The organism is Streptomyces piniterrae, from assembly GCF_005048155.1.
Lineage (GTDB): Bacteria > Actinomycetota > Actinomycetes > Streptomycetales > Streptomycetaceae > Streptomyces > Streptomyces piniterrae.
The window spans coordinates 159,110-181,709 of the sequence record NZ_SUMB01000015.1 but is presented as its reverse complement, the minus strand read 5'-3'; the positions used below and the strand labels follow the sequence as shown (position 1 = coordinate 181,709).

The 22,600-nt window shown below is 71.0% G+C and carries 20 protein-coding genes; 9 read left to right on the top strand and 11 right to left on the bottom strand.

Translation table 11 applies throughout. The features are described from left to right. The first annotated feature begins 90 nt into the window (after window positions 1–90). A complete protein-coding gene (locus tag FCH28_RS33810) occupies window positions 91–432 on the top strand; it encodes a WhiB family transcriptional regulator (RefSeq protein WP_136744041.1) in 342 nt (113 codons plus the stop codon). A gap of 412 nt (window positions 433–844) precedes the next feature. Here FCH28_RS33810 and bagB read toward each other — a convergent pair whose 3' ends face one another. Together bagB and bagA are read right to left on the bottom strand one after the other, a co-directional pair. Then, window positions 845–2,173, bottom strand: a complete 1,329-nt coding sequence (bagB, locus tag FCH28_RS33805) for an ATPase BagB (RefSeq protein WP_136744040.1) — start codon at window positions 2,171–2,173, stop codon at window positions 845–847. After that, entirely contained in the window at window positions 2,170–3,147 is a 978-nt protein-coding gene (gene bagA, locus FCH28_RS33800; RefSeq protein ID WP_136744039.1) for an ATPase BagA, read from the bottom strand. The genes bagB and bagA overlap by 4 nt, the downstream gene beginning before the upstream one ends. Window positions 3,148–3,346: 199 nt before the next feature. Here bagA and sp36 point away from each other — a divergent pair, with 199 nt between their 5' ends. The 4 genes from sp36 to FCH28_RS33780 all read left to right on the top strand — a co-directional run bounded on the left by sp36 (window position 3,347) and on the right by FCH28_RS33780 (window position 5,882). After that, window positions 3,347–3,511, top strand: coding sequence for a Sp36 family protein (gene sp36, locus FCH28_RS33795; protein WP_136744038.1), 165 nt, complete (start codon window positions 3,347–3,349; stop codon window positions 3,509–3,511). Next, complete coding sequence (locus FCH28_RS33790; RefSeq protein ID WP_136744037.1) at window positions 3,508–3,972, top strand: RidA family protein; 465 nt, start codon at window positions 3,508–3,510, stop codon at window positions 3,970–3,972. The genes sp36 and FCH28_RS33790 overlap by 4 nt, the downstream gene beginning before the upstream one ends. Window positions 3,973–4,116: 144 nt before the next feature. Continuing rightward, a complete protein-coding gene (locus tag FCH28_RS33785; RefSeq protein ID WP_136744036.1) occupies window positions 4,117–5,055 on the top strand; it encodes an NUDIX hydrolase in 939 nt (312 codons plus the stop codon). Beyond that, window positions 5,052–5,882 carry an MBL fold metallo-hydrolase gene (locus FCH28_RS33780; RefSeq protein WP_136744035.1) on the top strand — a complete coding sequence of 277 codons (831 nt, stop codon included), beginning with the start codon at window positions 5,052–5,054 and terminating at the stop codon, window positions 5,880–5,882. The genes FCH28_RS33785 and FCH28_RS33780 overlap by 4 nt, the downstream gene beginning before the upstream one ends. Window positions 5,883–5,990: 108 nt before the next feature. Here the strand turns inward: FCH28_RS33780 and FCH28_RS33775 are convergent, their stop codons facing one another. After that, complete coding sequence (locus FCH28_RS33775) at window positions 5,991–6,665, bottom strand: Crp/Fnr family transcriptional regulator (protein ID WP_006604164.1); 675 nt, start codon at window positions 6,663–6,665, stop codon at window positions 5,991–5,993. Window positions 6,666–7,168: 503 nt separating this feature from the next. On the opposite strand from FCH28_RS33775, the gene nth reads away from it, so the two are divergent. The 3 genes from nth (at window position 7,169) to FCH28_RS33760 (ending at window position 10,322) form a co-directional block, all read left to right on the top strand. Continuing rightward, on the top strand, window positions 7,169–8,263 hold the full coding sequence (nth, locus tag FCH28_RS33770; protein ID WP_246103457.1) for an endonuclease III: 1,095 nt from the start codon (window positions 7,169–7,171) through the stop codon (window positions 8,261–8,263). Between the two features lie 84 nt (window positions 8,264–8,347). Further along, on the top strand, window positions 8,348–9,109 hold the full coding sequence (locus FCH28_RS33765; protein WP_136744034.1) for an NUDIX hydrolase: 762 nt from the start codon (window positions 8,348–8,350) through the stop codon (window positions 9,107–9,109). Window positions 9,110–9,122: 13 nt separating this feature from the next. Then, window positions 9,123–10,322: a MarP family serine protease gene (locus FCH28_RS33760; protein ID WP_136744033.1), complete on the top strand. Its 1,200-nt coding sequence runs from the start codon at window positions 9,123–9,125 to the stop codon at window positions 10,320–10,322. Window positions 10,323–10,405: 83 nt separating this feature from the next. Here FCH28_RS33760 and FCH28_RS39545 read toward each other — a convergent pair whose 3' ends face one another. From FCH28_RS39545 to FCH28_RS33725, 7 genes are all read right to left on the bottom strand, one after another. Further along, window positions 10,406–10,603: a hypothetical protein gene (locus tag FCH28_RS39545; protein ID WP_136744032.1), complete on the bottom strand. Its 198-nt coding sequence runs from the start codon at window positions 10,601–10,603 to the stop codon at window positions 10,406–10,408. A gap of 337 nt (window positions 10,604–10,940) precedes the next feature. After that, complete coding sequence (locus FCH28_RS33750; RefSeq protein WP_136744031.1) at window positions 10,941–11,879, bottom strand: alpha/beta fold hydrolase; 939 nt, start codon at window positions 11,877–11,879, stop codon at window positions 10,941–10,943. A gap of 2 nt (window positions 11,880–11,881) precedes the next feature. Next, window positions 11,882–12,334 carry a phage holin family protein gene (locus FCH28_RS33745; RefSeq protein WP_136744030.1) on the bottom strand — a complete coding sequence of 151 codons (453 nt, stop codon included), beginning with the start codon at window positions 12,332–12,334 and terminating at the stop codon, window positions 11,882–11,884. A 46-nt stretch (window positions 12,335–12,380) separates the two neighbouring features. After that, the gene (nhaA, locus tag FCH28_RS33740) at window positions 12,381–13,775 is read right to left on the bottom strand and encodes a Na+/H+ antiporter NhaA (protein ID WP_136744029.1); all 1,395 of its coding nucleotides are present in this window, start codon (window positions 13,773–13,775) and stop codon (window positions 12,381–12,383) included. A gap of 365 nt (window positions 13,776–14,140) precedes the next feature. Beyond that, on the bottom strand, window positions 14,141–16,096 hold the full coding sequence (gene acs, locus FCH28_RS33735; RefSeq protein ID WP_136744028.1) for an acetate--CoA ligase: 1,956 nt from the start codon (window positions 16,094–16,096) through the stop codon (window positions 14,141–14,143). Between the two features lie 138 nt (window positions 16,097–16,234). Then, complete coding sequence (locus FCH28_RS33730) at window positions 16,235–18,571, bottom strand: SulP family inorganic anion transporter (protein WP_136744027.1); 2,337 nt, start codon at window positions 18,569–18,571, stop codon at window positions 16,235–16,237. A 488-nt stretch (window positions 18,572–19,059) separates the two neighbouring features. Further along, the gene (locus tag FCH28_RS33725) at window positions 19,060–20,046 is read right to left on the bottom strand and encodes an ATP-binding protein (RefSeq protein WP_136744026.1); all 987 of its coding nucleotides are present in this window, start codon (window positions 20,044–20,046) and stop codon (window positions 19,060–19,062) included. A gap of 101 nt (window positions 20,047–20,147) precedes the next feature. Between FCH28_RS33725 and FCH28_RS33720 the strand changes: the two genes are divergently transcribed. After that, window positions 20,148–21,005 (top strand): Fic family protein, encoded by an 858-nt coding sequence (locus FCH28_RS33720; protein WP_136744025.1) that lies wholly within the window; start codon window positions 20,148–20,150, stop codon window positions 21,003–21,005. Between the two features lie 386 nt (window positions 21,006–21,391). Here FCH28_RS33720 and FCH28_RS33715 read toward each other — a convergent pair whose 3' ends face one another. After that, window positions 21,392–22,249, bottom strand: coding sequence for an HAD family hydrolase (locus FCH28_RS33715; RefSeq protein WP_136744024.1), 858 nt, complete (start codon window positions 22,247–22,249; stop codon window positions 21,392–21,394). Window positions 22,250–22,600 lie beyond the last annotated feature (351 nt).

Here is a 22,600-nt window from a genome sequence, read left to right as displayed (position 1 = left end):
CCTGCCTTCCGTAACGTCCTCAACTGGCAACGGTGAATATGCCGATTGCCGCCGTGGGGGAGCCTCAATTCGGGAGAGGACGGCGCCAGCATGAGCTGGGTTACCGACTGGAGTGCACAGGCAGCCTGCCGCACTACCGATCCGGATGAACTGTTCGTTCAAGGTGCGGCACAGAACCGCGCCAAGGCAGTGTGCACCGGATGTCCGGTACGCACGGAGTGCCTGGCCGACGCCCTGGACAACCGGGTGGAGTTCGGCGTGTGGGGCGGGATGACCGAACGCGAGCGGAGGGCGCTGCTGCGTCGCCGCCCGACCGTGACGTCATGGCGCCGCCTGCTGGAAACAGCGCGTACGGAATACGAGCGCAGCACCGGGATCCTGCCGGTGGACTGCGACGACGAGGCCTTCAACGAGTTCGCCGCGGTCGGCTAGCCGAGCACTTCGGCCGAGCCGGACCGGGCAATGACGATGGCCCGTCAGTGACTTTGGCGTGCCCTGGAGTCGGGTGCGCCGGGGTTGGACGCCGGGGTGATGTGCTCGTGGCGTGGGCGCGCGATGGTGCCCGCGTGGCTTGTGCGTGGTGCCCGTGTGGCATCTGTGCCGGGCGTGCGAAGGCTGTCCGTGGTGCGGGACGGCGACGGACGGCGGACGTGGGGCGTCCGGGCGGGGCGAGGCGACTGGCCGAAGCGGCTGGTCGGACGGGCTCTGGTCGGGCGGACTCGGATCGGATGAGTGTGGAGCGGGCGGCCTCGGAGCGGGTGGCCCGGGGAGGGCCGTGGCGGTGTGGTGCCGGGCGGTCGTTGCAGTCGTTGCCGGCTCCGGTGAGGCGGTCGTCGGTGGTGGGTCAGTCGTCGGCGTCGGTGGGGCCGAGCGCGAGGCGGTCGCCGATCGCGCGCAGGCCCGCGAGGTCATGGACATCGCCGGGTAGCGCGGCGACTTCCGCCACCGGGACCTCGGGATGCAGCGCGGTGAAGCGGTCCCGGGTGCGCCGTTCGCGCGCGAGGACCTGCATGCGTTCCGCGTGCAGCCGCAGCAGCCCGGCGGCGAGTTGCGCCGCCGAGGCCGAAGGGGATACCACATGCTCCGCCGCGGCAGCGGGGGAGAGGCCGCCGGCGGTACGTGTTCCAGCCTTCCCGCCGTCGAGATCCACAATGCCGTCCGGTTCAAGATTATTTTCGTCATGGTCCGGCCCGGCGTCGGCGTCCTCGGACAGCCGGTCCGTCAGCATCTCGGCGGCGGCCAGCGCCCGCTCCGCACTCAGTTGCGCGGCGCCGCTGCCGTGCACCCGGTTCAGTACGAGGCCGGCCAGCGGCATCTGCTCGGCGGCCAGCCGCTCCACGAAGTACGCCGCCTCGCGCAGCGCGTCCCGCTCCGGGGCGGCCACCACGAGGAACGCCGTACCGGGCGCCTGGAGCAGCCGGTACGTGGCGTCCGCGCGGGTGCGGAAGCCGCCGAACATGGTGTCCATGGCGGCCACGAACGTCTGTACGTCACGCAGGAGTTGGCCGCCCATCAGCTTGCTGAGGGTGCCGGTCATCATCGACATGCCGACGTTCAGGAACTTCATCCCGGCCCGCCCGCCGACCTTCGCCGGCGCCATCAGGACCCGGATGAACTTGCCGTCCAGGAAGGAGCCGAGGCGCTTGGGCGCGTCCAGGAAGTCCAGCGCGGAGCGGCTCGGCGGGGTGTCGACGACGATCAGGTCCCACTCGTCGCTCGCGCGGAGCTGGCCGAGCTTCTCCATGGCCATGTACTCCTGCGTGCCCGCGAAACCGGCCGACAGGGACTGGTAGAAGGGGTTCTCCAGGATGGCGCGGGACCGGTCGGCGTCCGCGTGGCCCTCGACGATCTCGTCGAAGGTGCGCTTCATGTCCAGCATCATCGCGTGCAGTTCACCGCCTGCCGCGTCGTCGACGCCCTTGACCTGGCGGGGGACGTTGTCGAGCTCGGAGATGCCCATCGACTGCGCCAGCCGTCTGGCCGGGTCGATGGTCAGTACGACGACCTTGCGGCCGCGCTCGGCCGCCCGTACGCCCAGCGCCGCGGCGGTGGTGGTCTTGCCCACGCCGCCCGCGCCACAGCACACCACGATGCGGGTGCGCGGGTCGTCGATCAGCGCATCGACCTCCAGCCACGGGGCCGAGGCGTCCAGCGTCGTGTCGTCCGAGGTCATATGGGCCCCTGTTTCCGCAGGTCTCTCGCCAGGCGGTAGAGCCCGGCGAGGTCCACTCCCTCGGGGAGCAGCTCCAACTCGTAGGTGGGCAGGCCGATGGCGGTCAGCTCGGCATGCTCGGCGCGCTCCAGCTCGACCCGCTCGGCGTGTTCGCGGGCCTGCTCCAGCAGGGGGTCGATCAGCCGGTCGGCCAGGCCGCCGCGGCGCGCGCCGCCCAGCCCGGCCTGGGAGAGCGCCTTGGCGACGGCCGTACGGGCACCGCGGGCGGCGATGTCCAGGTCGCCGTTGCCCAGCACGGCCGGGCGGGTCATGTTGATGACGATGCCGCCCACCGGGATGCCGGCGGTGCGCAGCTCGGCGATGCCGTCCGCGGTTTCCTGGACCGGCATCTCCTCCAGGAGCGCCACCATGTGCACCGCGGTCTCGGGCGACTTGAGGACCCGCATCACGGCCTGCGCCTGGTTGTGGATCGGGCCGATCTTCGCCAGCCCGGCCACCTCGTCGTTGACGTTCAGGAAGCGGGTTATCCGGCCGGTCGGCGGGGCGTCCATCACGACCGCGTCGTAGACGAATCCGCCGCTCTTGTCCTTGCGGCGCACGGCCTCGCACGCCTTGCCGGTCAGCAGGACGTCCCGCAGGCCGGGGGCGATGGTGGTGGCGAAGTCGATGGCGCCGAGCTTCTTCAGCGCCCGGCCCGCGGTGCCGAGTTTGTAGAACATCTGGAGGTAGTCCAGGAGGGCGCGCTCGGCGTCGATGGCCAGCGCGTGCACCTCGCCGCCTCCGGGTGCCACGGCGATCTTGCGTTCCTCGTACGGAAGCGCTTCGGTTTCGAACAGCTGGGCAATGCCCTGCCGGCCCTCGACCTCGACCAGGAGGGTACGTCGTCCCTCGGTGGCCAGGGCCAGGGCGAGGGCGGCGGCGACCGTGGTCTTGCCGGTGCCGCCCTTGCCGCTGACGACATGGAGCCTGCTCACGCCCAGGAGCCTAACCAGTCCGCGTCCGCGATACGCACGGGATACACCCGGGAAACCCCCAGCTTCTGTCGCGGATACGTCAGGGACGGCCTCGGGGATGTCCCCTAGGGGGCGCTTCATGATCGCTCCGTGACCGCTGCTGAGCGAGGCACGCCGGGCGCCGTCCGCCGCGGCCGTGGACAGGCATTACGCTCGCCGCATGACCAAGAAGTGGGAATACGCAACGGTGCCGCTGCTCGTGCACGCGACGAAGCAGATCCTGGACACCTGGGGCGAGGACGGCTGGGAGCTGGTTCAGGTCGTGCCGGGCCCGAACAACCCCGAGCAGCTGGTGGCCTACCTGAAGCGGGAGAAGCAGGCGTGAGCGCCGTAGAGGACAAGATCGCGGAGCTGGGGCTGAAGCTGCCGCAGGTCGTGCCGCCGCTGGCCACGTACCAGCCGGCGGTGCGCTCCGGCGCGTACGTCTTCACCTCCGGCCAGCTGCCGATGGTGGACGGCGCGCTGCCGGTCACCGGCAAGGTCGGTGCCGAGGTCGGCCCCGAGCAGGCCAAGGAGCTCGCCGCGACCTGCGCGTTGAACGCGCTGGCCGCCGTGAAGTCGGTGACCGGCGACCTGGACAAGATCCAGCGGGTCGTGAAGGTCGTCGGCTTCGTGGCCTCCGCACCGGACTTCACCGGCCAGCCGGGCGTCCTCAACGGTGCCAGTGAGCTGCTCGGCGAGATCCTCGGTGACAAGGGCGTACACGCCCGGTCCGCGGTGGGCGTGGCGGTGCTGCCGCTCGATGCCCCGGTCGAGGTCGAGATCCAGGTCGAGATCGCGGAATAGCCGTCGGACGCGGGGCGTTGGCGTCCATGCGGGCTGCCGACGGGCGTTCGTGATCCGGCGGACTCCGGTGGTGCGCGTCCGGAGAGCGCCCTTCGTGCCGTAGGGACCCTCGAACATCCGCGCGCGAGCGCATAGCATCCGGCCATGTCGTCGACGACCAATGGCCAGTGGTATCCGCCGGAATGGCCGGACCGCATCCGGGCGCTCGCGAGCGGCGAGCTGACCCCTGCCAGGCCCCGGCGGGCCGCGACCGTCCTGCTGCTGCGGGACACCGACTCCGGCGGCCCCGTCGTCCATATGTTGCGCAGACGCGCCTCCATGGCTTTCGCCGGAGGCGCGTACGCCTATCCGGGCGGTTCCGTCGACCCGCGCGACGAGGCGCCGGTGGCGTGGGCCGGGCCGTCGCGCACCCAGTGGGCGGTCCGGATGGGCGTCGATCCGGCCACCGCGCAGGCCATCGTCTGCGCGGCGGTGCGCGAGACGTTCGAGGAGGCGGGGGTGCTGCTCGCGGGCGCGTCGGCCGACACGGTCGTGGCGGACACCACGGGCGAGGACTGGGAGGCGGACCGCGCGGCGCTGGTCGGCCACGAGCTGTCCTTCGCCGAGTTCCTGGGACGGCGCGGCCTGATGCTGCGCTCCGACCTGCTCGGCGCCTGGGCGCGGTGGATCACCCCGGAGTTCGAGCCGCGGCGCTACGACACCTGGTTCTTCGTCGCGGCGCTGCCCGAGGGGCAGCGCACCCGCAACGCGTCCACAGAGGCGGACCGGACCGTGTGGATCCGGCCGGCCGAGGCCGCCGCCGGGTACGACCGCGGCGAGCTGCTGATGATGCCGCCGACCATCTCGATGCTGCGCGCGCTCCAGCCGTACGCCACGGCGGCCGACGCGCTGGTCGCGGCCCCTGCCCAGGACCTGACACCGGTGCTGGCCCGCGCGAAGATCGTGGACGACCAGATCGTGCTGAGCTGGCCGGGCCACGACGAGTTCACCAAACACATCGCGCCGGCCGACGACGGCCCCGGGAACGGCACTCCCGACGGCCCTCCGGACACCCCCAGCCCCTCGGGAGGGACCCCCGCATGACCGAAGCAGCCGCTCTCCCGGGCCAGCCCCGCGGCGGGGTCATCTCAGGACCGGCTACCGCGCGCGCCCACTGTGTGCTGGCCCCGAACCCGTCGCCGATGACCCTGGACGGCACCAACACCTGGATCGTCGCCGAACCGGACTCCGACCTCGCGGTCGTCATCGACCCGGGCCCGCTCGACGACGCCCACCTCACGGCCGTCATCGACACCGCCGAACGGGCCGGCAAGCGGATCGCGCTGACCCTCCTGACCCACGGTCACCCGGACCACGCGGACGGCGCCGCGCGCTTCGCCGAGCTGACCCGTACGGCCGTACGCGCGCTGGACCCGGCGTTGCGTCTCGGCGGCGAGGGCCTGGAAGCGGGCGACGTCGTCACCACCGGCGGCCTGGAACTGCGTGTGGTGCCCACACCGGGCCACACCGCCGACTCGCTCTCGTTCCATCTCCCGGCCGATGGCGCGGTCCTCACCGGTGACACGATCCTGGGCCGCGGCACCACCGTGGTGGCGCACCCGGACGGGCGGCTGGGCGACTACCTCGACTCGCTGCGCCGGCTGCGCTCCCTGACGGTCGACGACGGCGTTTCGACGGTCCTGCCGGGCCACGGGCCGGTGCTCAACGACGCCCAGGGGGCGGTGGAGTTCTACCTGGCGCATCGGGCCAACCGGCTCGCCCAGGTGGAGACCGCGGTCGAGGCCGGCCACCGTACCCCCGCCGACGTCGTCGCCAACGTCTACGCGGATGTCGACCGCTCCCTGTGGCCGGCGGCGGAGCTGTCGGTGCGGGCGCAGCTGGAGTACCTGGGGGAACACGGGCTGATCTGAAACGCCGGCTGATCTGAGGGGCCGTTGGAGGCCCGGACCTGACGCGCGAAGGGCCCCGCCGGAGCGGGGCCCTTCGTGGTGTCGCGGTGCGCGATCGCGCGGCCGGTGTCAGCGCGAACGCTTGGCCAGGCGCTCGACGTCCAGCAGGATCACGGCGCGCGCCTCCAGGCGCAGCCAGCCGCGGCCCGCGAAGTCGGCGAGTGCCTTGTTGACCGTCTCGCGGGAGGCGCCCACGAGCTGGGCCAGTTCCTCCTGCGTCAGGTCGTGTACGACGTGGATGCCCTCCTCGGACTGCACGCCGAAGCGGCGCGACAGGTCCAGCAGGGCGCGCGCCACGCGGCCCGGTACGTCCGAGAAGACCAGGTCGGACATCTGGTCGTTGGTCTTGCGCAGTCGGCGGGCGACCGCGCGCAGCAGGGCCGTGGCCACTTCGGGGCGGGCGTTCAGCCAGGGCTGGAGGTCACCGTGGCCCAGGCCGAGGAGCTTGACCTCGGTGAGGGCGGAGGCGGTGGCCGTGCGCGGGCCCGGGTCGAAGAGCGAGAGCTCACCGATCAGCTCTCCGGGACCGAGGACGGCGAGCATGTTCTCCCGGCCGTCCGGAGAAGTGCGGTGCAGCTTCACCTTGCCCTCGGTGACCACGTACAGGCGGTCGCCGGGGTCCCCTTCGTGGAACAGGGCGTCGCCGCGGGCGAGCGTGACCTCTCCCATCGAGGCGCGCAGCTCGGCCGCCTGCTCGTCATCGAGCGCCGCGAAGAGCGGTGCGCGCCGCAGAACGTCGTCCACGAGATCTCTCCTTGTCGACATGCTCCGGGGGACTGTGGTCCCCATCATGCCGGAATGCAAAACAGTGCGATCAATCACAAGTTTGCCGGACCCGTGCCGCGAGCCGTACGGCAGGGGGCCGATTGGGGTCACGAATCCCGGTGATCGGGCCGGATGTCAGTGGGTGGCCTTAGTCTGGCCGAGTGTCCAATACGCCGGTGGGAGCACAGGACTGGGGGGCTGGGCGAGTGAGCGCAGGACGCGATTCCGCTGTGGGCGAACAGCCGTCCTTCGAAGGCCCGAATGCGGATAAAAGTGACAAATCGTCCTCCAGGGTGGTGTCCGGCCGGAAGCCGGCGGGGCGGAAGCCCGGCGCGTCGCGTCCGGCGGTGAAGGACCCGATGGCGAACACCTCAGCAAGGAAGACGTCGGTAATCAAGACCTCGGCAAGTAAGACCTCGGCAGGGAAGAAGGCCGCCGTGAAGCAGACCCCCGAGAAGCCGGCGGCGGCCGAGAAGGCCGTCATGAAGAAGGCCGTCATGAAGAAGGCCGCCGCGAAGAAGGCCGCCGCGAAGAAGGCCGTGACGACCAGGGCCGCGGCGACGAAGAAGGCCGCAGTGGGCAAGACGTCCGCCGGGGCCGAGGCGCCGGCCGCGGAGAAGGCCGCCGGGACGAAGAAGGCTGCCGCGACGAAGAAGGCCGTCGCCACGACGGCCCCCGCCGCTGCGAAGAAGACCGCCACGAAGGCCGCCGCGGCCAAGGACACCGCCGCCAAGAAGACCGCGGCCAAGAAGACCGCCGCCAAGAAGACGGCCACGAAGACCGCCGCCAAGAAAGCCCCCGCCGCCCGTAAGCCCGAGTCGCGGGTCGCCATGGTGCGCCGGGCCCGCCGGATCAACCGCGAGCTGGCCGAGCTGTATCCGTACGCGCATCCGGAGCTGGACTTCACCAACCCCTTCGAGCTGCTGGTCGCGACGGTCCTGTCCGCGCAGACCACCGACCTGAGGGTCAACCAGACCACCCCCCGCCTCTTCGCGGTCTGCCCGACGCCCGAGGACATGGCCGCGATGGCCCCGGAGCGGCTGGAGGAGCTGATCCGGCCCACCGGCTTCTTCCGCGCCAAGACCAGGTCGCTGCTCGGCCTCTCGGCCGCGCTGCGCGACCGCTTCGGCGGCGAGGTCCCGGGTCGCCTGGAGGACCTCGTCACCCTTCCCGGCGTCGGCCGCAAGACCGCCAACGTGGTGCTGGGCAACGCCTTCGGCGTCCCGGGCATCACCGTCGACACCCACTTCGGCCGCCTGGCCCGCCGCTTCGGCTGGACGACCCAGGAGGACGCGGACAAGGTCGAGGCCGACGTCGCCGCGATCTTCCCGAAGAGCGAGTGGACGATGCTCTCGCACCGTGTCGTCTTCCACGGCCGACGCGTCTGCCACTCCCGCAAGCCCGCCTGCGGCGCCTGCCCCATCGCCCCGCTCTGCCCCGCGTACGGCGAGGGCGAGACGGACCCGGAGAAGGCGAAGAAGCTGCTCAAGTACGAGCTGGGCGGGCAGCCGGGGCAGCGCCTCAAGCCGCCGGCCGACTATCCGGGGCAGCCCGCGCCCCCGATGGCGGCGCCATGACGGCAGCAGCGGTGACAGGGGCCGGCCCCGAGGGTGGCCGGCCGCGAAGCCCCGACCATAGAAGCCGAGCCTGAGGGGGCGCGTATGACGAGAGCACGGGAGCAGTACGGCGAGACCACGGCCGCCCGGCGCAAGACGGCGCCCAGCGGCCCGTACGGCCCGGCGCCGGGCGCAGACGTGCCGGACGTCACCGTCACGGCCGACGGGTTGCCCGAATGGCTGACCCCGGTGGCCCGCGCGGCAGACACGATCGAGCCCCGCCAGCTCAGCCGCTTCCTGCCGCCCGAGAGCGGCGGCCGGCAGTCCGCGGTGCTGATCCTCTTCGGCCACGGCCCGCGCGGCCCCGAACTGCTCCTGATGGAGCGCGCCGGCACCCTGCGCTCGCATGCCGGCCAGCCCTCCTTCCCCGGTGGCGCCCTCGACCCGGAGGACGGCGACCCCGACGGGTGCGGCCCGGTGCGGGCGGCGCTGCGCGAGGCCCAGGAGGAGACCGGCCTCGATCCGTCCGGTGTCCAGGTCTTCGGCGTGCTGCCGCGGCTCTACATCCCGGTCAGCGGCTTCGTCGTGACGCCCGTGCTGGGCTGGTGGCGTGAGCCGAGCCCGGTCGGTGCGGTCGACCAGGCGGAGACCGCCCGGGTGTTCACGGTTCCCGTGGCAGATCTCACGGACCCCGGTCACCGCGTGACCACGCGTCACCCGAGCGGGCACATGGGCCCGGCGTTCCTTGTCGAGAACGCCCTGGTCTGGGGTTTTACGGCCGGAGTCATCGACCGGATTCTGCACTACGCGGGCTGGGAGATTCCGTGGGACCGTGACAAGCACGTCCCGCTCGACTGGCGCTCGTGAGACGGTGTCGGGCGTGAACGTCCTGGACATTCTGCTGCTGGTCGCGGCTGTGTGGTTCGCGATCGTCGGCTATCGGCAAGGTTTCGTCGTCGGCATCCTGTCCGTGATCGGCTTCCTCGGAGGCGGCCTGATCGCGGTCTTTCTGCTGCCGCTGATCTGGAACGAGATCACCGGCGACGCGACCCCCGGTACCTTCGCGGCCATCGCGGCGGTCGCCATCGTGATCGTGTGCGCATCCGTGGGCCAGGCGCTCACCACCCATCTGGGCAACAAACTGCGCCGCCACATCACCTGGTCACCGGCGAGAGCGCTGGACGCGACCGGCGGCGCGCTGGTCAACGTGCTGGCGATGCTGCTGGTCGCCTGGCTGATCGGCTCCGCCCTGGCCGGTACGTCCCTGCCGACGCTCGGCAAGGAGGTCCGTAACTCCAAGGTGCTGCTGGGTGTCTCCCGGGTGCTGCCCCCGCAGGCCAACACCTGGTTCGCCGACTTCTCCTCCGCGCTGGCGCAGAACGGCTTCCCGCAGGTCTTCACGCCCTTCTCCAACGAGCCGATCACCTCGGTGCCCGCGCCCGATCCCGCGCTGGCCAACGGCCCGGTGGCGGCGCGGGCCAAGCGCAGCATCGTGAAGGTCGTCGGCACCGCGCCCAGTTGCGGCAAGGTCCTCGAGGGCAGCGGCTTCGTCTTCGGGCGGCACCGCGTGATGACCAACGCGCATGTCGTCGGCGGCGTCGAGGAACCGACCGTCCAGGTGGGCGGCGAGGGGCGTACGTACGACGCCAAGGTCGTGCTCTACGACTGGCGGCGCGATATCGCGGTGCTGGACGTGCCGTCGCTGGACGCCCCGGCGCTGCGGTTCGCCGGCGCGGACGCGAACACCGGCAAGAGCGCCATCGTCGCCGGCTTCCCGGAGAACGGGGGCTACGACGTCCGTTCCGCCCGTATCCGCGGCCGCATCCAGGCCAACGGCCCGGACATCTACCACCGCGGCACGGTCGGCCGCGATGTCTACTCCCTCTACGCCACGGTCCGGCAGGGCAACTCCGGCGGACCGTTGCTCACTCCTCAGGGCGAGGTCTACGGCGTCGTCTTCGCGAAGTCGCTGGACGACTCGCGCACCGGCTACGCGCTGACCGCCGACGAGGTCCGCGGGGACGTCACCCAGGGGCGTACGGCCGAGCGGCAGGTCGACACCCAGGGCTGTGCGATCTGAGCGGTGAGGTGCGGGGCGCGGGGGCCTGAGATGTGAGCCGGGGCTTCCCGCGCCGCACGCCGGCGGCGCGGAGGAGCCGGGGCTCAGCCGCGGGGATGGCGCAGGCGCGCGCTCACCCAGCGCGCTCTGCGGCGCAGGATGCGCGGAATGCCCATCGGGTGCGCGGGTTCGGGGGAGTCGCCGGACCCGAGGTCCGGGGTTCCCCTCTCCCGAGTGCCCACTGCAGCGGCACTGCTGCGGCGGTTGCGTGCCACGTCACGGTAGTCGTGCGTCCAGCCCATACCTTCGACTCTGCCCGTGCCCCAAGGTCCGTAACCGCCTCGGGAGCCGCCAATTGGCCTATGCGCGAGGCAAGTGGCCGTTCGTCAGATGAACGTTCGAACGGGTTGCGGTCCGGCCGCGGCGGACGTTCAACGGACCCCGCCTTCCGGCCGTCACCGGTCCGGTTGCCGGTCGGGTTCCGGGTCCTTGAGCCAGTTACTGCGCTCTTCGGGGGGCGACCCCCGGACCCCCAGCCGTGTCGTGCCCGCCGTCACCGGTCCGGTTCCGGGTCCTTCAGCCAGTTACTGCGCTCTTCGGGGGACGACCCCCGGACCCCCAGCCGTGCGGTGCCCGCCGTCACCGGTCCGGTTCCGGGTCCTTCAGCCAGTTGATCAGCTCGGACGAGAACGCCACCGGGTCCTCCTCGTGCGGGAAGTGGCCCAGGCCGTCGAAGAGGCGCCAGCGGTACGGGGCCTCGACGTACTCACCGGAGCCGGCGGCGCTGCGGGTGCGCATCACCGGGTCGAGGGAGCCGTGCAGATGCAGCGTCGGAACGCGTACGGGCATCTTCATCCGGCGGTTGAACTGGATGCCGTCGGGGCGGGCCATCGAGCGAACCATCCACCGGTACGGCTCGATCGAGCAGTGCGCCGTCGAGGGGATGCTCATCGCCCGCTGGTAGACGGCGACCGCGTCGTCCTCGGGCAGCCGGGGCCCGGACCAGTCGCGGATCATCCGGCCGACCAGCGCCGCGTCGTCCGCCATCAGCCGGCGCTCCGGAAGCCAGGGCCGCTGGAAGTTCCAGATGTGCGAACTCCGCCTGCTCTGCTTGACGTCGGCGAGCATCGCCGAGCGCCAGCGCCGCGGGTGGGGCATCGAGGACACCGCCAGTCGGCGCACCAGCTTGGGCCGCATCACCGCCGCCGTCCAGGCGAGGTAGCCGCCCAGGTCGTGGCCGACGAGCGCGGCGTCCGGCTCGCCCAGGGACCGGATCACGCCCGTGATGTCGAGGGCGAGGTTCGCCGGGTCGTAACCGCGCGGCGTGCGGTCGCTGCCGCCGACGCCGCGCAGGTCCATCGCGACCGCGCGGAAGCCCGCGTCGGCGAGCGCGGGCAGCTGGTGCCGCCAGGTCCACCAGAACTGCGGGAAGCCGTGCAGCAGCAGCACCAGGGGGCCGTCGCCCATCTCGGCGATGTGGAAGCGGGCGCCGTTCGCCGCGACGTCCCGGTGTGCCACCTCTCTCCCGCCGGGCACGTCGACTCTTACGACCGAGGTGGTGGTGTCAGGGGCTGTCATACCTACGAGCGTGTCACAGACTCCAGCACCGGATGCTCCGCCGGCGCCGTGCGCGGGTGTGGCTTGGCCTTCTGGAGGACGGCCGCGGTCTCCTTGGCCGAGCTGATGGACTTCTCCGGCTTCTTGATCTTCTTGATCTTGGCGACCGCGATGGCGACCAGCAGAGCGGCGAGCACCAGGAAGGCGCCACCGACGATCAGGAAGGCCCAGGCGAGCCCGAGGCCGAGGTTGTGGATGCCGTACGCTGCCGCGAAGCTCAGCACCGGCAGGGCGAACAGCGCCAGCGCCCCGGCCCCGACGAAGGCGGCGCTGCTGATGCCCGCCCGCTTGGCGTCCTGCCGCAGTTCCGCCTTGGCCAGCGCGATCTCGTCGTGGACAAGTGCGGACATCTCGGCGGTTGCCGAAGCCACCAGCTGTCCGAGGCTGCGGTCCGTGCCGTCGTCGGCTGCGCTCATCGCCGTCTCCCTCTTCTTTTTCACCCGGATGCGATATCTGTTCAGATCATGCCGGACCATCGTCGCCGGTGTGTGTCCCGGAGGCTACTTCCGCCAGGCGCCGGTGCTCCGCGGCCTTCGCTTCGAGGATGGCGGCCATCCGCAGGTGGTACTCGGGCTTGTCGAGTTCGTAGATGTCGGGGATGCCGTCGTGGTCCTCGTCGCGCTCCTCCTCCTCGCAGAGCTTGCGGTACTTGTTGTTGCGGAGCTTGAGGAGGACGCATGCGACGACGGCCGCGAGCAACGAGCCGATCAGCACCGATGCCTTGATCTCGTCGGCCAGCACCAGGTCGTCGGCGAAGGCCAGTTCACCGATGAGCAGGGAGACGGTGAAGCCGATGCCTGCCAGTGAGGCGACGGCGAAGACGTCCGGCCACTTGAGGTCGGGGTTGAGTTCGGCCTTGGTGAAGCGGGCGGTTGCCCACGTACCGCCGAAGATGCCCAGCGCCTTGCCGACCACCAGGCCGAGGACGACGCCGAGCGTTTCGGGCCGGGTGAAGACCTCGTGGACCGCGCCGCCGGAGATCGAGACGCCCGCGGAGAAGAGGGCGAACAGCGGCACCGCGAGGCCGGCCGAGAGGGGGCGGACCAGGTGCTCGATGTGCTCGCCGGGGGACTGTTGCTCGCCGTCGCGGCGGGTGCAGCGCAGCATCAGGCCCATGGCGACGCCGGCGATGGTGGCGTGCACCCCGCTGTTCTCCATCAGGCCCCAGATGACCAGGGCGAGCGGGACGTAGACGTACCAGCCGCGGACGCCCTTGCGGAGCAGCAGATAGAAGATCGCGAGGCCGACGACGGCGAAGCCGAGCGCCAGGAAGTTGATCGTCGAGGTGAAGAAGACCGCGATGATGAGGATCGCGAAGAGGTCGTCGACGACCGCGAGGGTGAGCAGGAAGGCGCGCAGCGCGGACGGCAGGGAGGTGCCGATGACCGCGAGGACGGCCAGCGCGAAGGCGATGTCGGTGGCGGTGGGGACAGCCCAGCCCCGCATCGATCCGCCGCCGATGGCGTTGACGGCGGCGTAGACGAGCGCCGGCGTCGCCATTCCGCAGATCGCGGCGATCACGGGGAGGGCGGCGGCCTTGGGGTCGCGCAGCTCGCCGGCGACCAGCTCGCGCTTGAGCTCGATGCCGGCGACGAAGAAGAAGACGGCGAGCAGCCCGTTGGCGGCCCAGTGCTGGATGGAGAGGTCGAGGCCCAGGGCGGCCGGGCCGAGGTGGAAGTCGCGGATCGCCTCGTAGCTGCCGCTGAGGGTGTTCGCCCACGCGAGGGCCACGACGGCGGCGACCAGGAGGAGAACGCCGCCCACGGTCTCGGCGCGCAGTGCGTCCGCGATGAAGTTCCGCTCGGGCAGCGGCATCCGCCCGAGGAATATGGAACGGCGGCTGTCGGGGGCGCTCATGCGTCGACCTCGCTGCGCTCGGCAGGCCGGCGTTCGCGCGGCGCGCGCCTCTCGATCGTCTGCTTGCAGGGCGCGCTCACGCGATGGACCTCCGGTCATTTCGGCAGCTGTGTACGGCTGTTGCAGTTGCCGACCAGACTTCCCGGCGCACCCAGAGTTTCTTAGCGTGTCATTGACGCGCTCACCACTTTACCCGTCGGGTGCGAGGGGTTATCCGGTGGGCATGACTTTACGGGCATATCGGGCGGGTGGCTGCCGGAGGGGACGGGTCCGGCCGCCGGAGGAGCTACGGCCGGGCGCGTCGGAGATGCCAAAGGGGGCACCGGCCGCCGCGGCCGGCGCCCCCTCCTGCTGGCGGGTCCCGCTCAGTCCTCGCTGGCGGCGCTCGGCAGCTTCGCCTGGATCAGGTCCATGACCGATGAATCGGTGAGCGTGGTGACATCGCCGAGGTCGCGGTTCTCGGCGATGTCGCGCAGCAGCCGCCGCATGATCTTGCCGGAGCGCGTCTTGGGCAGCTCCGCGACCGGCAGGATCCGCTTGGGCTTGGCGATCGGGCCGAGGTGCTTGGCGACATGCGCACGCAGCTCCTCGACGAGGCCTTCGCTCTCGTCCGCACCGCCGCGCAGAATGACGAAGGCGCAGATGGCCTGGGTGGTCTGCGGGTCGGTGGCGCCGACGACCGCGGCCTCGGCGACCTTCGGGTGCGAGACCAGCGCCGACTCCACCTCGGTGGTGGAGATGTTGTGGCCGGACACCAGCATCACGTCGTCCACCCGGCCGAGCAGCCAGATGTCGCCGTCGTCGTCCTTCTTGGCGCCGTCGCCCGCGAAGTACTTGCCCTCGAAGCGGGACCAGTAGGTGTCGAGGTAGCGCTGGTCGTCGCCCCAGATGGTGCGCAGCATCGACGGCCACGGCTCGGTCAGGACGAGGTAGCCGCCGGCGCCGTCCGGCACCTCGTTGGCGTCGTCGTCCACCACGGTCGCGGCGATACCGGGCAGCGGCATCTGGGCCGAGCCCGGCTTGGTCTCGGTGACGCCCGGCAGCGGGCTGAGCATCATCGCGCCGGTCTCGGTCTGCCACCAGGTGTCGACGATGGGCGTGGCGTCGGCCCCGATGTGCTTGCGGTACCACATCCACGCCTCCGGGTTGATCGGCTCACCGACCGACCCGAGGACCCGGAGCGAGGACAGATCGAACTTGGCCGGGATGTCGTCGCCCCACTTCATGCAGGCGCGGATCGCGGTCGGCGCGGTGTAGAGGATCGTCACGCCGTACTTCTGCACGATCTCCCACCAGCGGCCCTGGTGCGGGGTGTCGGGCGTGCCCTCGTAGAGCACCTGGGTCGCGCCGTTGGAGAGCGGGCCGTAGGCGATGTACGAGTGGCCGGTCACCCAGCCGACGTCGGCGGTGCACCAGAAGACGTCGGTCTCCGGCTTGAGGTCGAAGACGGCGTGGTGGGTGTACGACACCTGGGTGAGGTAGCCGCCGGTGGTGTGCAGGATGCCCTTGGGCTTACCCGTCGTACCGGAGGTGTAGAGGATGAACAGCGGGTGCTCGGCGTCGAAGGCCTCGGGGGTGTGCTGGTCCGACTGCCGCTCGACGATGTCGTGCCACCACACGTCGCGGCTGTCGTTCCAGGCCACCTCCTGGCCGGTGCGGCGGACGACCAGGACATGGCGGACCCGGTCCACCCGCTCGATGGCCTCGTCCACGGCCGGCTTGAGCGCGCTCGGCTTGCCGCGCCGGTAGCCGCCGTCCGCGGTGATGACGACCTGGGCGTCGGCGTCCTCGATACGGGTCGCCAGCGCGTCCGCGGAGAAACCGCCGAAGACGACGGAGTGCGGGGCGCCGAGGCGCGCGCAGGCCAGCATGGCGATCACCGCCTCCGGGACCATCGGCAGATAGATGGCGACCCGGTCGCCGGCCCGTACGCCCAGCTCGGTCAGCGCGTTGGCGGTCTTGGAGACCTCGCGTTGCAGCTCGGCGTAGGTGATCGTGCGGGTGTCGCCCGGCTCGCCCTCGAAGTGGATGGCGACCCGGTCGCCCAGGCCGTTCTCCACATGACGGTCCACGCAGTTGTAGGCGACATTGAGCCTGCCGTCGGCGAACCACTTCGCGAAGGGCGCGTTGGACCAGTCGAGTGTCTGGGTCGGCGGCGTGGCCCAGGACAGGCGCCGCGCCTGCTCGGCCCAGAAGCCCAGTCGGTCGGCCGCGGCCTGTTCGTACGCGGCTGCCGTGACGTTGGCGTGCGTGGCCAGATCGGCGGGCGGCGGGAACCGCCGCTCCTCCTTGAGCAGGTTGGCCAGACTTTCGTTGCTCACGACATCTCCCAATTCCCAGGGCGTCCGATGTGTCCCAAGACATAGCTCATCAGCCCGTACCAGGCCCTGACAAGGCCTGTGGATAAAAATTGGTGTAGACCTGTCCGATTACGGTCTGTGCCCCGGTCGTTCCGCAGGTCAGACCTTCATCGGCGCCGGCTCCGGACGGACCGCGGAGAACCTCCGGGTGGCCTCGTCCAGGACGTACGTCTGGGCCTCACCGACATGGAAGTACATGCCGTGCAGCGCCAGCGAGCCCTCGGCGACCCGGCGGGCCACACACGGGTGCGCCCTCAGGTGGTCGAGCTGCTGCATGACGTTGACCAGCGCAAGCCGCTCTTGATCGTCCGCCACCGGCCGCTCGGCGAGGGCGACTTCGCCCCTCCCCAGCCGCCCGATCCGCTCCATGCGGGCCAGGCTCGGCCGGCCGTGCCGCAGCCAGCGGGCGAGCGGGGTGGCCTCACCGCCGTCCGGCGCGTCCAGCTCTCCGGATGCCACGGAGTTGAGCAGCGCCCCCATGGCGCCGCACCCCGAATGCCCGCACACCGTGATCGAGCCGACCTTCAGCACCTCCACCGCGTACTCGATCGCCGCTCCGACCGAGTCGCAGGACGCGTCCGAGCCCGGCGGCGGCATCAGATTGCCGACGTTGCGGACGGTGAACAGATCGCCCGGACCGCTGGACGTGATCATGCTCGTGACCAGCCGGGAGTCGGCGCAGGTCAGAAAGAGCTGGGTGGGCCGCTGGCCCTCGCGCGCCAGCCGGGCGAGCTCCTCGCGCACCAGCGGGGCGGTGTGGCGCTGGAACGCGCTGACGCCGTTCAGCAGTTGACTGCCGCTGCTCCCCGGGACCGATTCGAGGGCCGGCGCCGACCGGGTGCAGTGGTGGTTGCGCCAGGGCGTCCACGGGCGGCAGGAGTGGGCGCTGGCCGGTTCGGCGATCGGACGGCCCGCACGGCCGCCGAGCGTCACCCAGCCGCCGTGCGCCCGATGGGCCGCCGACCAGGTCTGCAGCGCCTCATAGGCGGCGTGGTCCATGAACGAGCCGCACAGCTCCACGACGACGTTCGCGCGCGGCGGCACCAGTGCCAGCGCCCGGGTCAGCCGCGGCACCGCCAGAAACGTCAACTGCCCGCTGACGCGCACCCGGTGGCTTTCGGCCTCCTCCGTCACCGTGACACGGGTGTGCGTCAGCCGCCGCAGCGCCAGGAACACCGCGACCGCGACACCCGTCGCCACGCCGTGCAGGACGCCGAAGACGACGACCGCGCCCAAGGTGGCGGCGTACACCGGGAATTCGCGGTGCCGCTGCACATGCCGGATGTGCGCGAAGCTCACCATCCGTACGCCGACGACCATGACCAGCGCGGCGAGCGCGGCCAGCGGGATCAGCTCCAGCGCGGCGGCCAGCAGGCCCGCGCAGAGCAGCACCCACACGCCGTGCAGCACGGTGGCCCGGCGGCCGACCGCGCCGGCCTGCACATTGGCCGAGCCGCGGATCGCGCCCCCGGAGACCGGCAGGCCGCCGAGCAGCCCGGATACGGCGTTGGCGACCCCCTGGCCGGCCAGCTCGCGGTTGAGGTGGGTACGGCCCCCGGTGGCGCCCGGCTGCTCGGCCGCGAGCCGGTCCACGGCCACCGCGGACAGCAGTGACTCCATGCTGGCCACGAGGGTCACCGTCAGCACCGCTGCGGCGATGGCCGGCCAGGAGGCGTCCGGCAGCGCGGGCAGCTCGGGCACCCGCCAGGTCGGCAGCGTCACCCGGGGCACGGCCAGCCCCGCGCTGGCGGCCGTCGCGGCGAGGACGGCGGCCAGCGGGGCCGGGAAGGCCCGCGCCCACCGCCCGACGCGGCCCGGCAGCCGGCCCCAGCCGACCAGTACGGCGACGGTGATGGCGCCGATCATCATCGCGATGGCGTGCGGATGCTCCAACTGGCGGGGCAGTGCCGCGGCGTTGTCGAGCGCCGAGCTGTCGGGGCTGCCCCCGAGCACTACGTGGAGCTGCCCGATGGCGATGGTGACGCCGATGCCGGCGAGCATGCCGTGCACGATCGCCGGGCTGACGGCCAGCGCGGCGCGGGCCACGCGCAGCGCGCCCAGGACGAGTTGGACCACACCGGCCAGGACCGTGATCGCGCAGGTGGCGCGCCAGCCGTAGCGCTGGACGAGGTCGGCGGTGACCACCAGGAGGCCGGTCGCGGCCCCGGTCACCTGGAGCGGGGCGCCGCCGAGCAGACCGGCGACGATGCCGCCGACGACCGCGGCGACCAGCCCGGCCTCGGGCGGGGCGCCGGTGGCGAGGGCGAGCCCGAGCGACAGCGGGACGGCGAGCAGGAAGACGACGATCGAGGCGGAGAGGTCCCGGCGGAACGCGTCACGGACCACCCGCGTTCGGCGTCTGGGTCCCGGTTTCGAACGGGACGGCTCGGGGCGGACCTCTGGGTGCTGCGGCTGTGGCTTCTCGATCTGCGACATTCCCGTCTCCTCCGGGGCGGCGCGGTCGCGCGGGGCGCGATCGTGGGCGGCGGTGTGCTGCGGCGGGACGCGAGTGACCGGCGATGGTCGCTGTGAGTGACGTTCCGGTGACTCTCAAGCATCGGTAAATGAATCGTAATGACGCGTAAAGAGAAAGAGAAGTCTTTTCGGGCATACGAGCCAGTCATTCCCCCTCTTGGGTGAATGCGGCGGCCATCGGCAGGAGCTTTTTCCGCCTCTTCTCGGGGAATGCGGGTTTGCCGAAAAATGCTCCCGTTAATCACTCGGACGGCGCTTGTCGCAAGGGGAATTGAGTGGAAGAGGGCGGCCGCCGGGCGGGAGCAACGGCCCACGTGGCCCGTGGTGTTCCGCGACGGGCCGGCAAAGACGGACAGGCCCGCAAAGGCGGACGGGCCCGCAAAGAGGGACGGGCCCGCAAACACGACGGCGCCCTGCCCGTGGGCAAGGCGCCGAAGGGGGTCGGCGGATCAGGCGGGCTGCGGAGCGGTCGTTCCCTCGAAGAGGACGAACGCGGGGTCGACCTGGGCCGCCAGGTCGGTGCCCGTCTTGGCGTTGCCCCAGCTCTCCGCGTTCTTGAGGTGGAAGTGCACCATCTGGCGGGTGTAGCGCTCCCAGTCGCGGCGCTCGTACGCCTCGTCGGCCGTGGCGTGCAGCGTCGCGAGGGCGCGGCGGTTGGCCTCTTCGAGACGGGTGAAGTGAGCCGGCCGGCCCTTCTCCATGGCGCGCACCCAGTCGGAGTGCCCAAAGGTCACCAGCAGGTCGTCGCCCGCCTCCGCATGCAGGAACGCCAGGTCGTCGGGGCCCTGCACCTTGTTGCCCACGACCTTCAGGGGGACGCCGAAGTCCCGCGCGTACTCCTTGTACTGGCGATAGACGGCGATGCCCTTACGGGTCGGCTCGGCCACCAGGAAAGTCATGTCGAAGCGGGTGAACAAGCCGGAGGCGAACGAGTCCGAACCGGCCGTCATATCGACGACGACGTACTCCTCGCGGCCGTCCACGAGGTGGTTCAGGCACAGCTCGACCGCGCCGACCTTGGAGTGGTAACAGGCCACGCCCAGGTCCGACGCGGTGAACGGGCCGGTCGCCATCAGCCGCACCGAGGTGTCGTCCAGCGGCACGGTCCTGGCGCAGGCGTCGAAGACGGGGTTGTCCCCGTCGGCCCGAAGCAGCCGCGAGCCCTCGCCGGGCGGCGTCGTCTTGATCATCGTCTCGGCGGACGGGATCCGCGGGTTGCTGCCGCGCAAGTAGTTCTTGATCAGCGGGAGATGGGCGCCCATCGCGGGCAGCGCGGCGGCCTCCGACTCGTTCAGGCCGAGGGCGGCGCCCAGATGCTGATTGATATCGGCGTCCACCGCGACCACCGGGATACGGGACGCGGCGAGATGCCGGATGAACAGGGAGGACAGGGTGGTCTTCCCGCTGCCACCCTTGCCTACGAAAGCGATCTTCATGTTCACCAAGGGTAATCGTCACATTGCTTTAGGTGAGAGGTTTACGTGAAGAAGACCACTCCTTCGAGGGGCGTGGCCCAGTGGTGCGTAGGGTCGTACCCATGGCTGCACACTCCGGGGCAACGCCCCCCGTTCCCCCGAAAGCGAGCGACGATCCGCTCGTGGCCCTGGCGTCGCTCCCGGGGGTCGCCGACTCCGTGGACGCGGTACGCAAGAGCGTCGACAGGGTCTACGGCCACCGGATCATGCGACGCCGCAGCAATGAGGTCACCTCGGAGGCCGCGCTGCGCGGAGCGCGCGCTTCCGCGGCGCTCTCCGGTGCCGACTGGGCGCTCGAAGAGGTCAGGCGGCGCACCGACTTCGGCGTCGACGGCGAGCCGCGCACGGTCGGCGCGGCGCTGCGGCTGACCGCGGAGGCCGGACAGCTGCTGAGCGTCTGGCGGCAGTCGCCGCTACGGGTCCTGGCCCGGCTCCATCTGGTGGCGGCCGGCGGCGGGCAGGCGGACGACACCGTGGGCAGGCCGCGGCTGATGGGCGAGCCGGTGGACGAACCGCTGGTCGAGCTGCCGTTGCCGGACGCCGACGAGGTCGCCGGGCGGCTGGACGGGCTGGCCCGACTGCTGCTGGCCGGCACCGAGGCCCCGGCCCTGGTGACCGCCGCTGTGGTGCACGGCGAACTGCTCACGCTGCGCCCCTTCGGGTCGTACAACGGGCTGGTCGCGCGTGCGGCGGAGCGGATCGTGCTGATCGGCAGCGGGTTGGACCCGAAGTCGATCTGCCCCGCGGAGGTCGGGCACGCCGAAGAGGGGCGCGCGGCCTATCTCGCGGCCCTGGAGGGCTATGCCTCGGGCACCCCGGAGGGCGTCGCGGAGTGGATCGTGCACTGTGGTCGCGCGGTCGCGCTGGGCTCACGGGAGAGCACCGCGGTCTGCGAGGCGCTGCAGCGCGGCGCGGCATAAACGGAGCGGGCGCGGAAGCCGTCAGGGAGCCGGCGGCCTCTTGCGGCTTCTGGGCAAGGAGCCTCTGACTTCGGCTTATCCGCCCTGAACAAGGGTTGCGGCGGTACCCATCCCTGCGGTACCGCCGCTGGCATGTTTGACGGGTTACCATGCGTGCACGAAATTTGCCGATCAGGTCGGAATCTTCGTCCGGTTACCTGGTGCGGCTGGCCCGTAATCGACGGGTCGGCGTCGCGTGGGTGCCCGACATTCATGCATCGGTCCGTGGGCCTTACTGCGCTAAAGGTCTTCCTTTCGGATGTCCTTGGTCTCGCGGGCCGTTAAGTCCTTTGTACTACCGATGCGGGATAAGCGGAACCCCACCCCGCAGATCTTTACCGTTGCCTTCAAAGACGGGTAATACGGGCGAGCCGTTCTCTTGCCGTTTTCCGTCGGCTCGCGTACCAGACCAGGCCCGCCGTGGCGGCCGCCGCGCCTGCCATGGCGATGGCGACGAGCACCGGACGCGGCGGCAGCGACAGCGCCGGCAGCCGCTGCTTGAGCGGCACCGGGCGGTTGAAGGACAGCACCGGCCAGCCGCGGCCGAGCGCCTCGCGGCGCAGCGCACGGTCCGGATTGACCGCGTAGGGGTTGCCGACCGCTTCGAGCATCGGGACATCGGTCACCGAGTCGCTGTACGCGTAGCAGCGTTCCAGGTCATAGCCCTCGGACGCGGCGAGCTCCCGGACGGCCTCCGCTTTGGTCGGCCCATAGGCGTAGTACTCGACCTCGCCGGTGAAACGGCCGTCGTCGCCGACGACCATCCGAGTGGCCACGACCCGGTCGGCGCCCAGGAGTTCACCGATCGGCTCGACGACCTCGGCGCCCGAAGTGGAGACGATCACGACATCGCGGCCTGCGGCGTGGTGTTCCTCGATGAGTGAGGCCGCTTCGTCATAAATGATCGGGTCGATCAGATCGTGCAGTGTCTCGGCGACGATCTCGCGGACTTGCGCCACGTTCCAGCCGCGACAGAGCGATGACAGATATTCGCGCATCCGCTCCATCTGATCGTGATCCGCGCCGCCCGCGAGGAACACGAACTGGGCATACGCGGTGCGTAGTACGGCCCGGCGATTGATCAGGCCACCTTGGTAGAACGACTTGCTGAAGGTCAGCGTGCTCGACTTTGCAATGACGGTCTTGTCCAAGTCGAAGAACGCGGCAGTACGGGGCGTCGACTGAGCTACGGAGTGGTTTTCCACGGGGCGAGCATAGGGCGCCAACCATTCGGCGTAAGGTGCGGCGCGTGGGTTTGCCTGAGAAGGCTCTCGGGTACACCATGGAAGTCACGGATCGTTCGCGACCGTGCTAACCCGGTCCGGCTCCTCCCCCCCCCGAGTCGGCCGTGGGGACGACCCCCGCTCTCCCCCCCGGCGGGGGTCGTCGCATGTCCGGACGCATTTTGCGTCGCCGGACCCGGAGTCGCTCATTCCCCTCCCTCTTACGCCGCAGCCCCATCATCTACGCGCATTTCGTCACTCACCGTAGTTGTCGCACTGCTCTGCGGAGGCCCCTCTCCCGCCCCAGAAGTAGTCGTTCGTCGCTTGAATAGG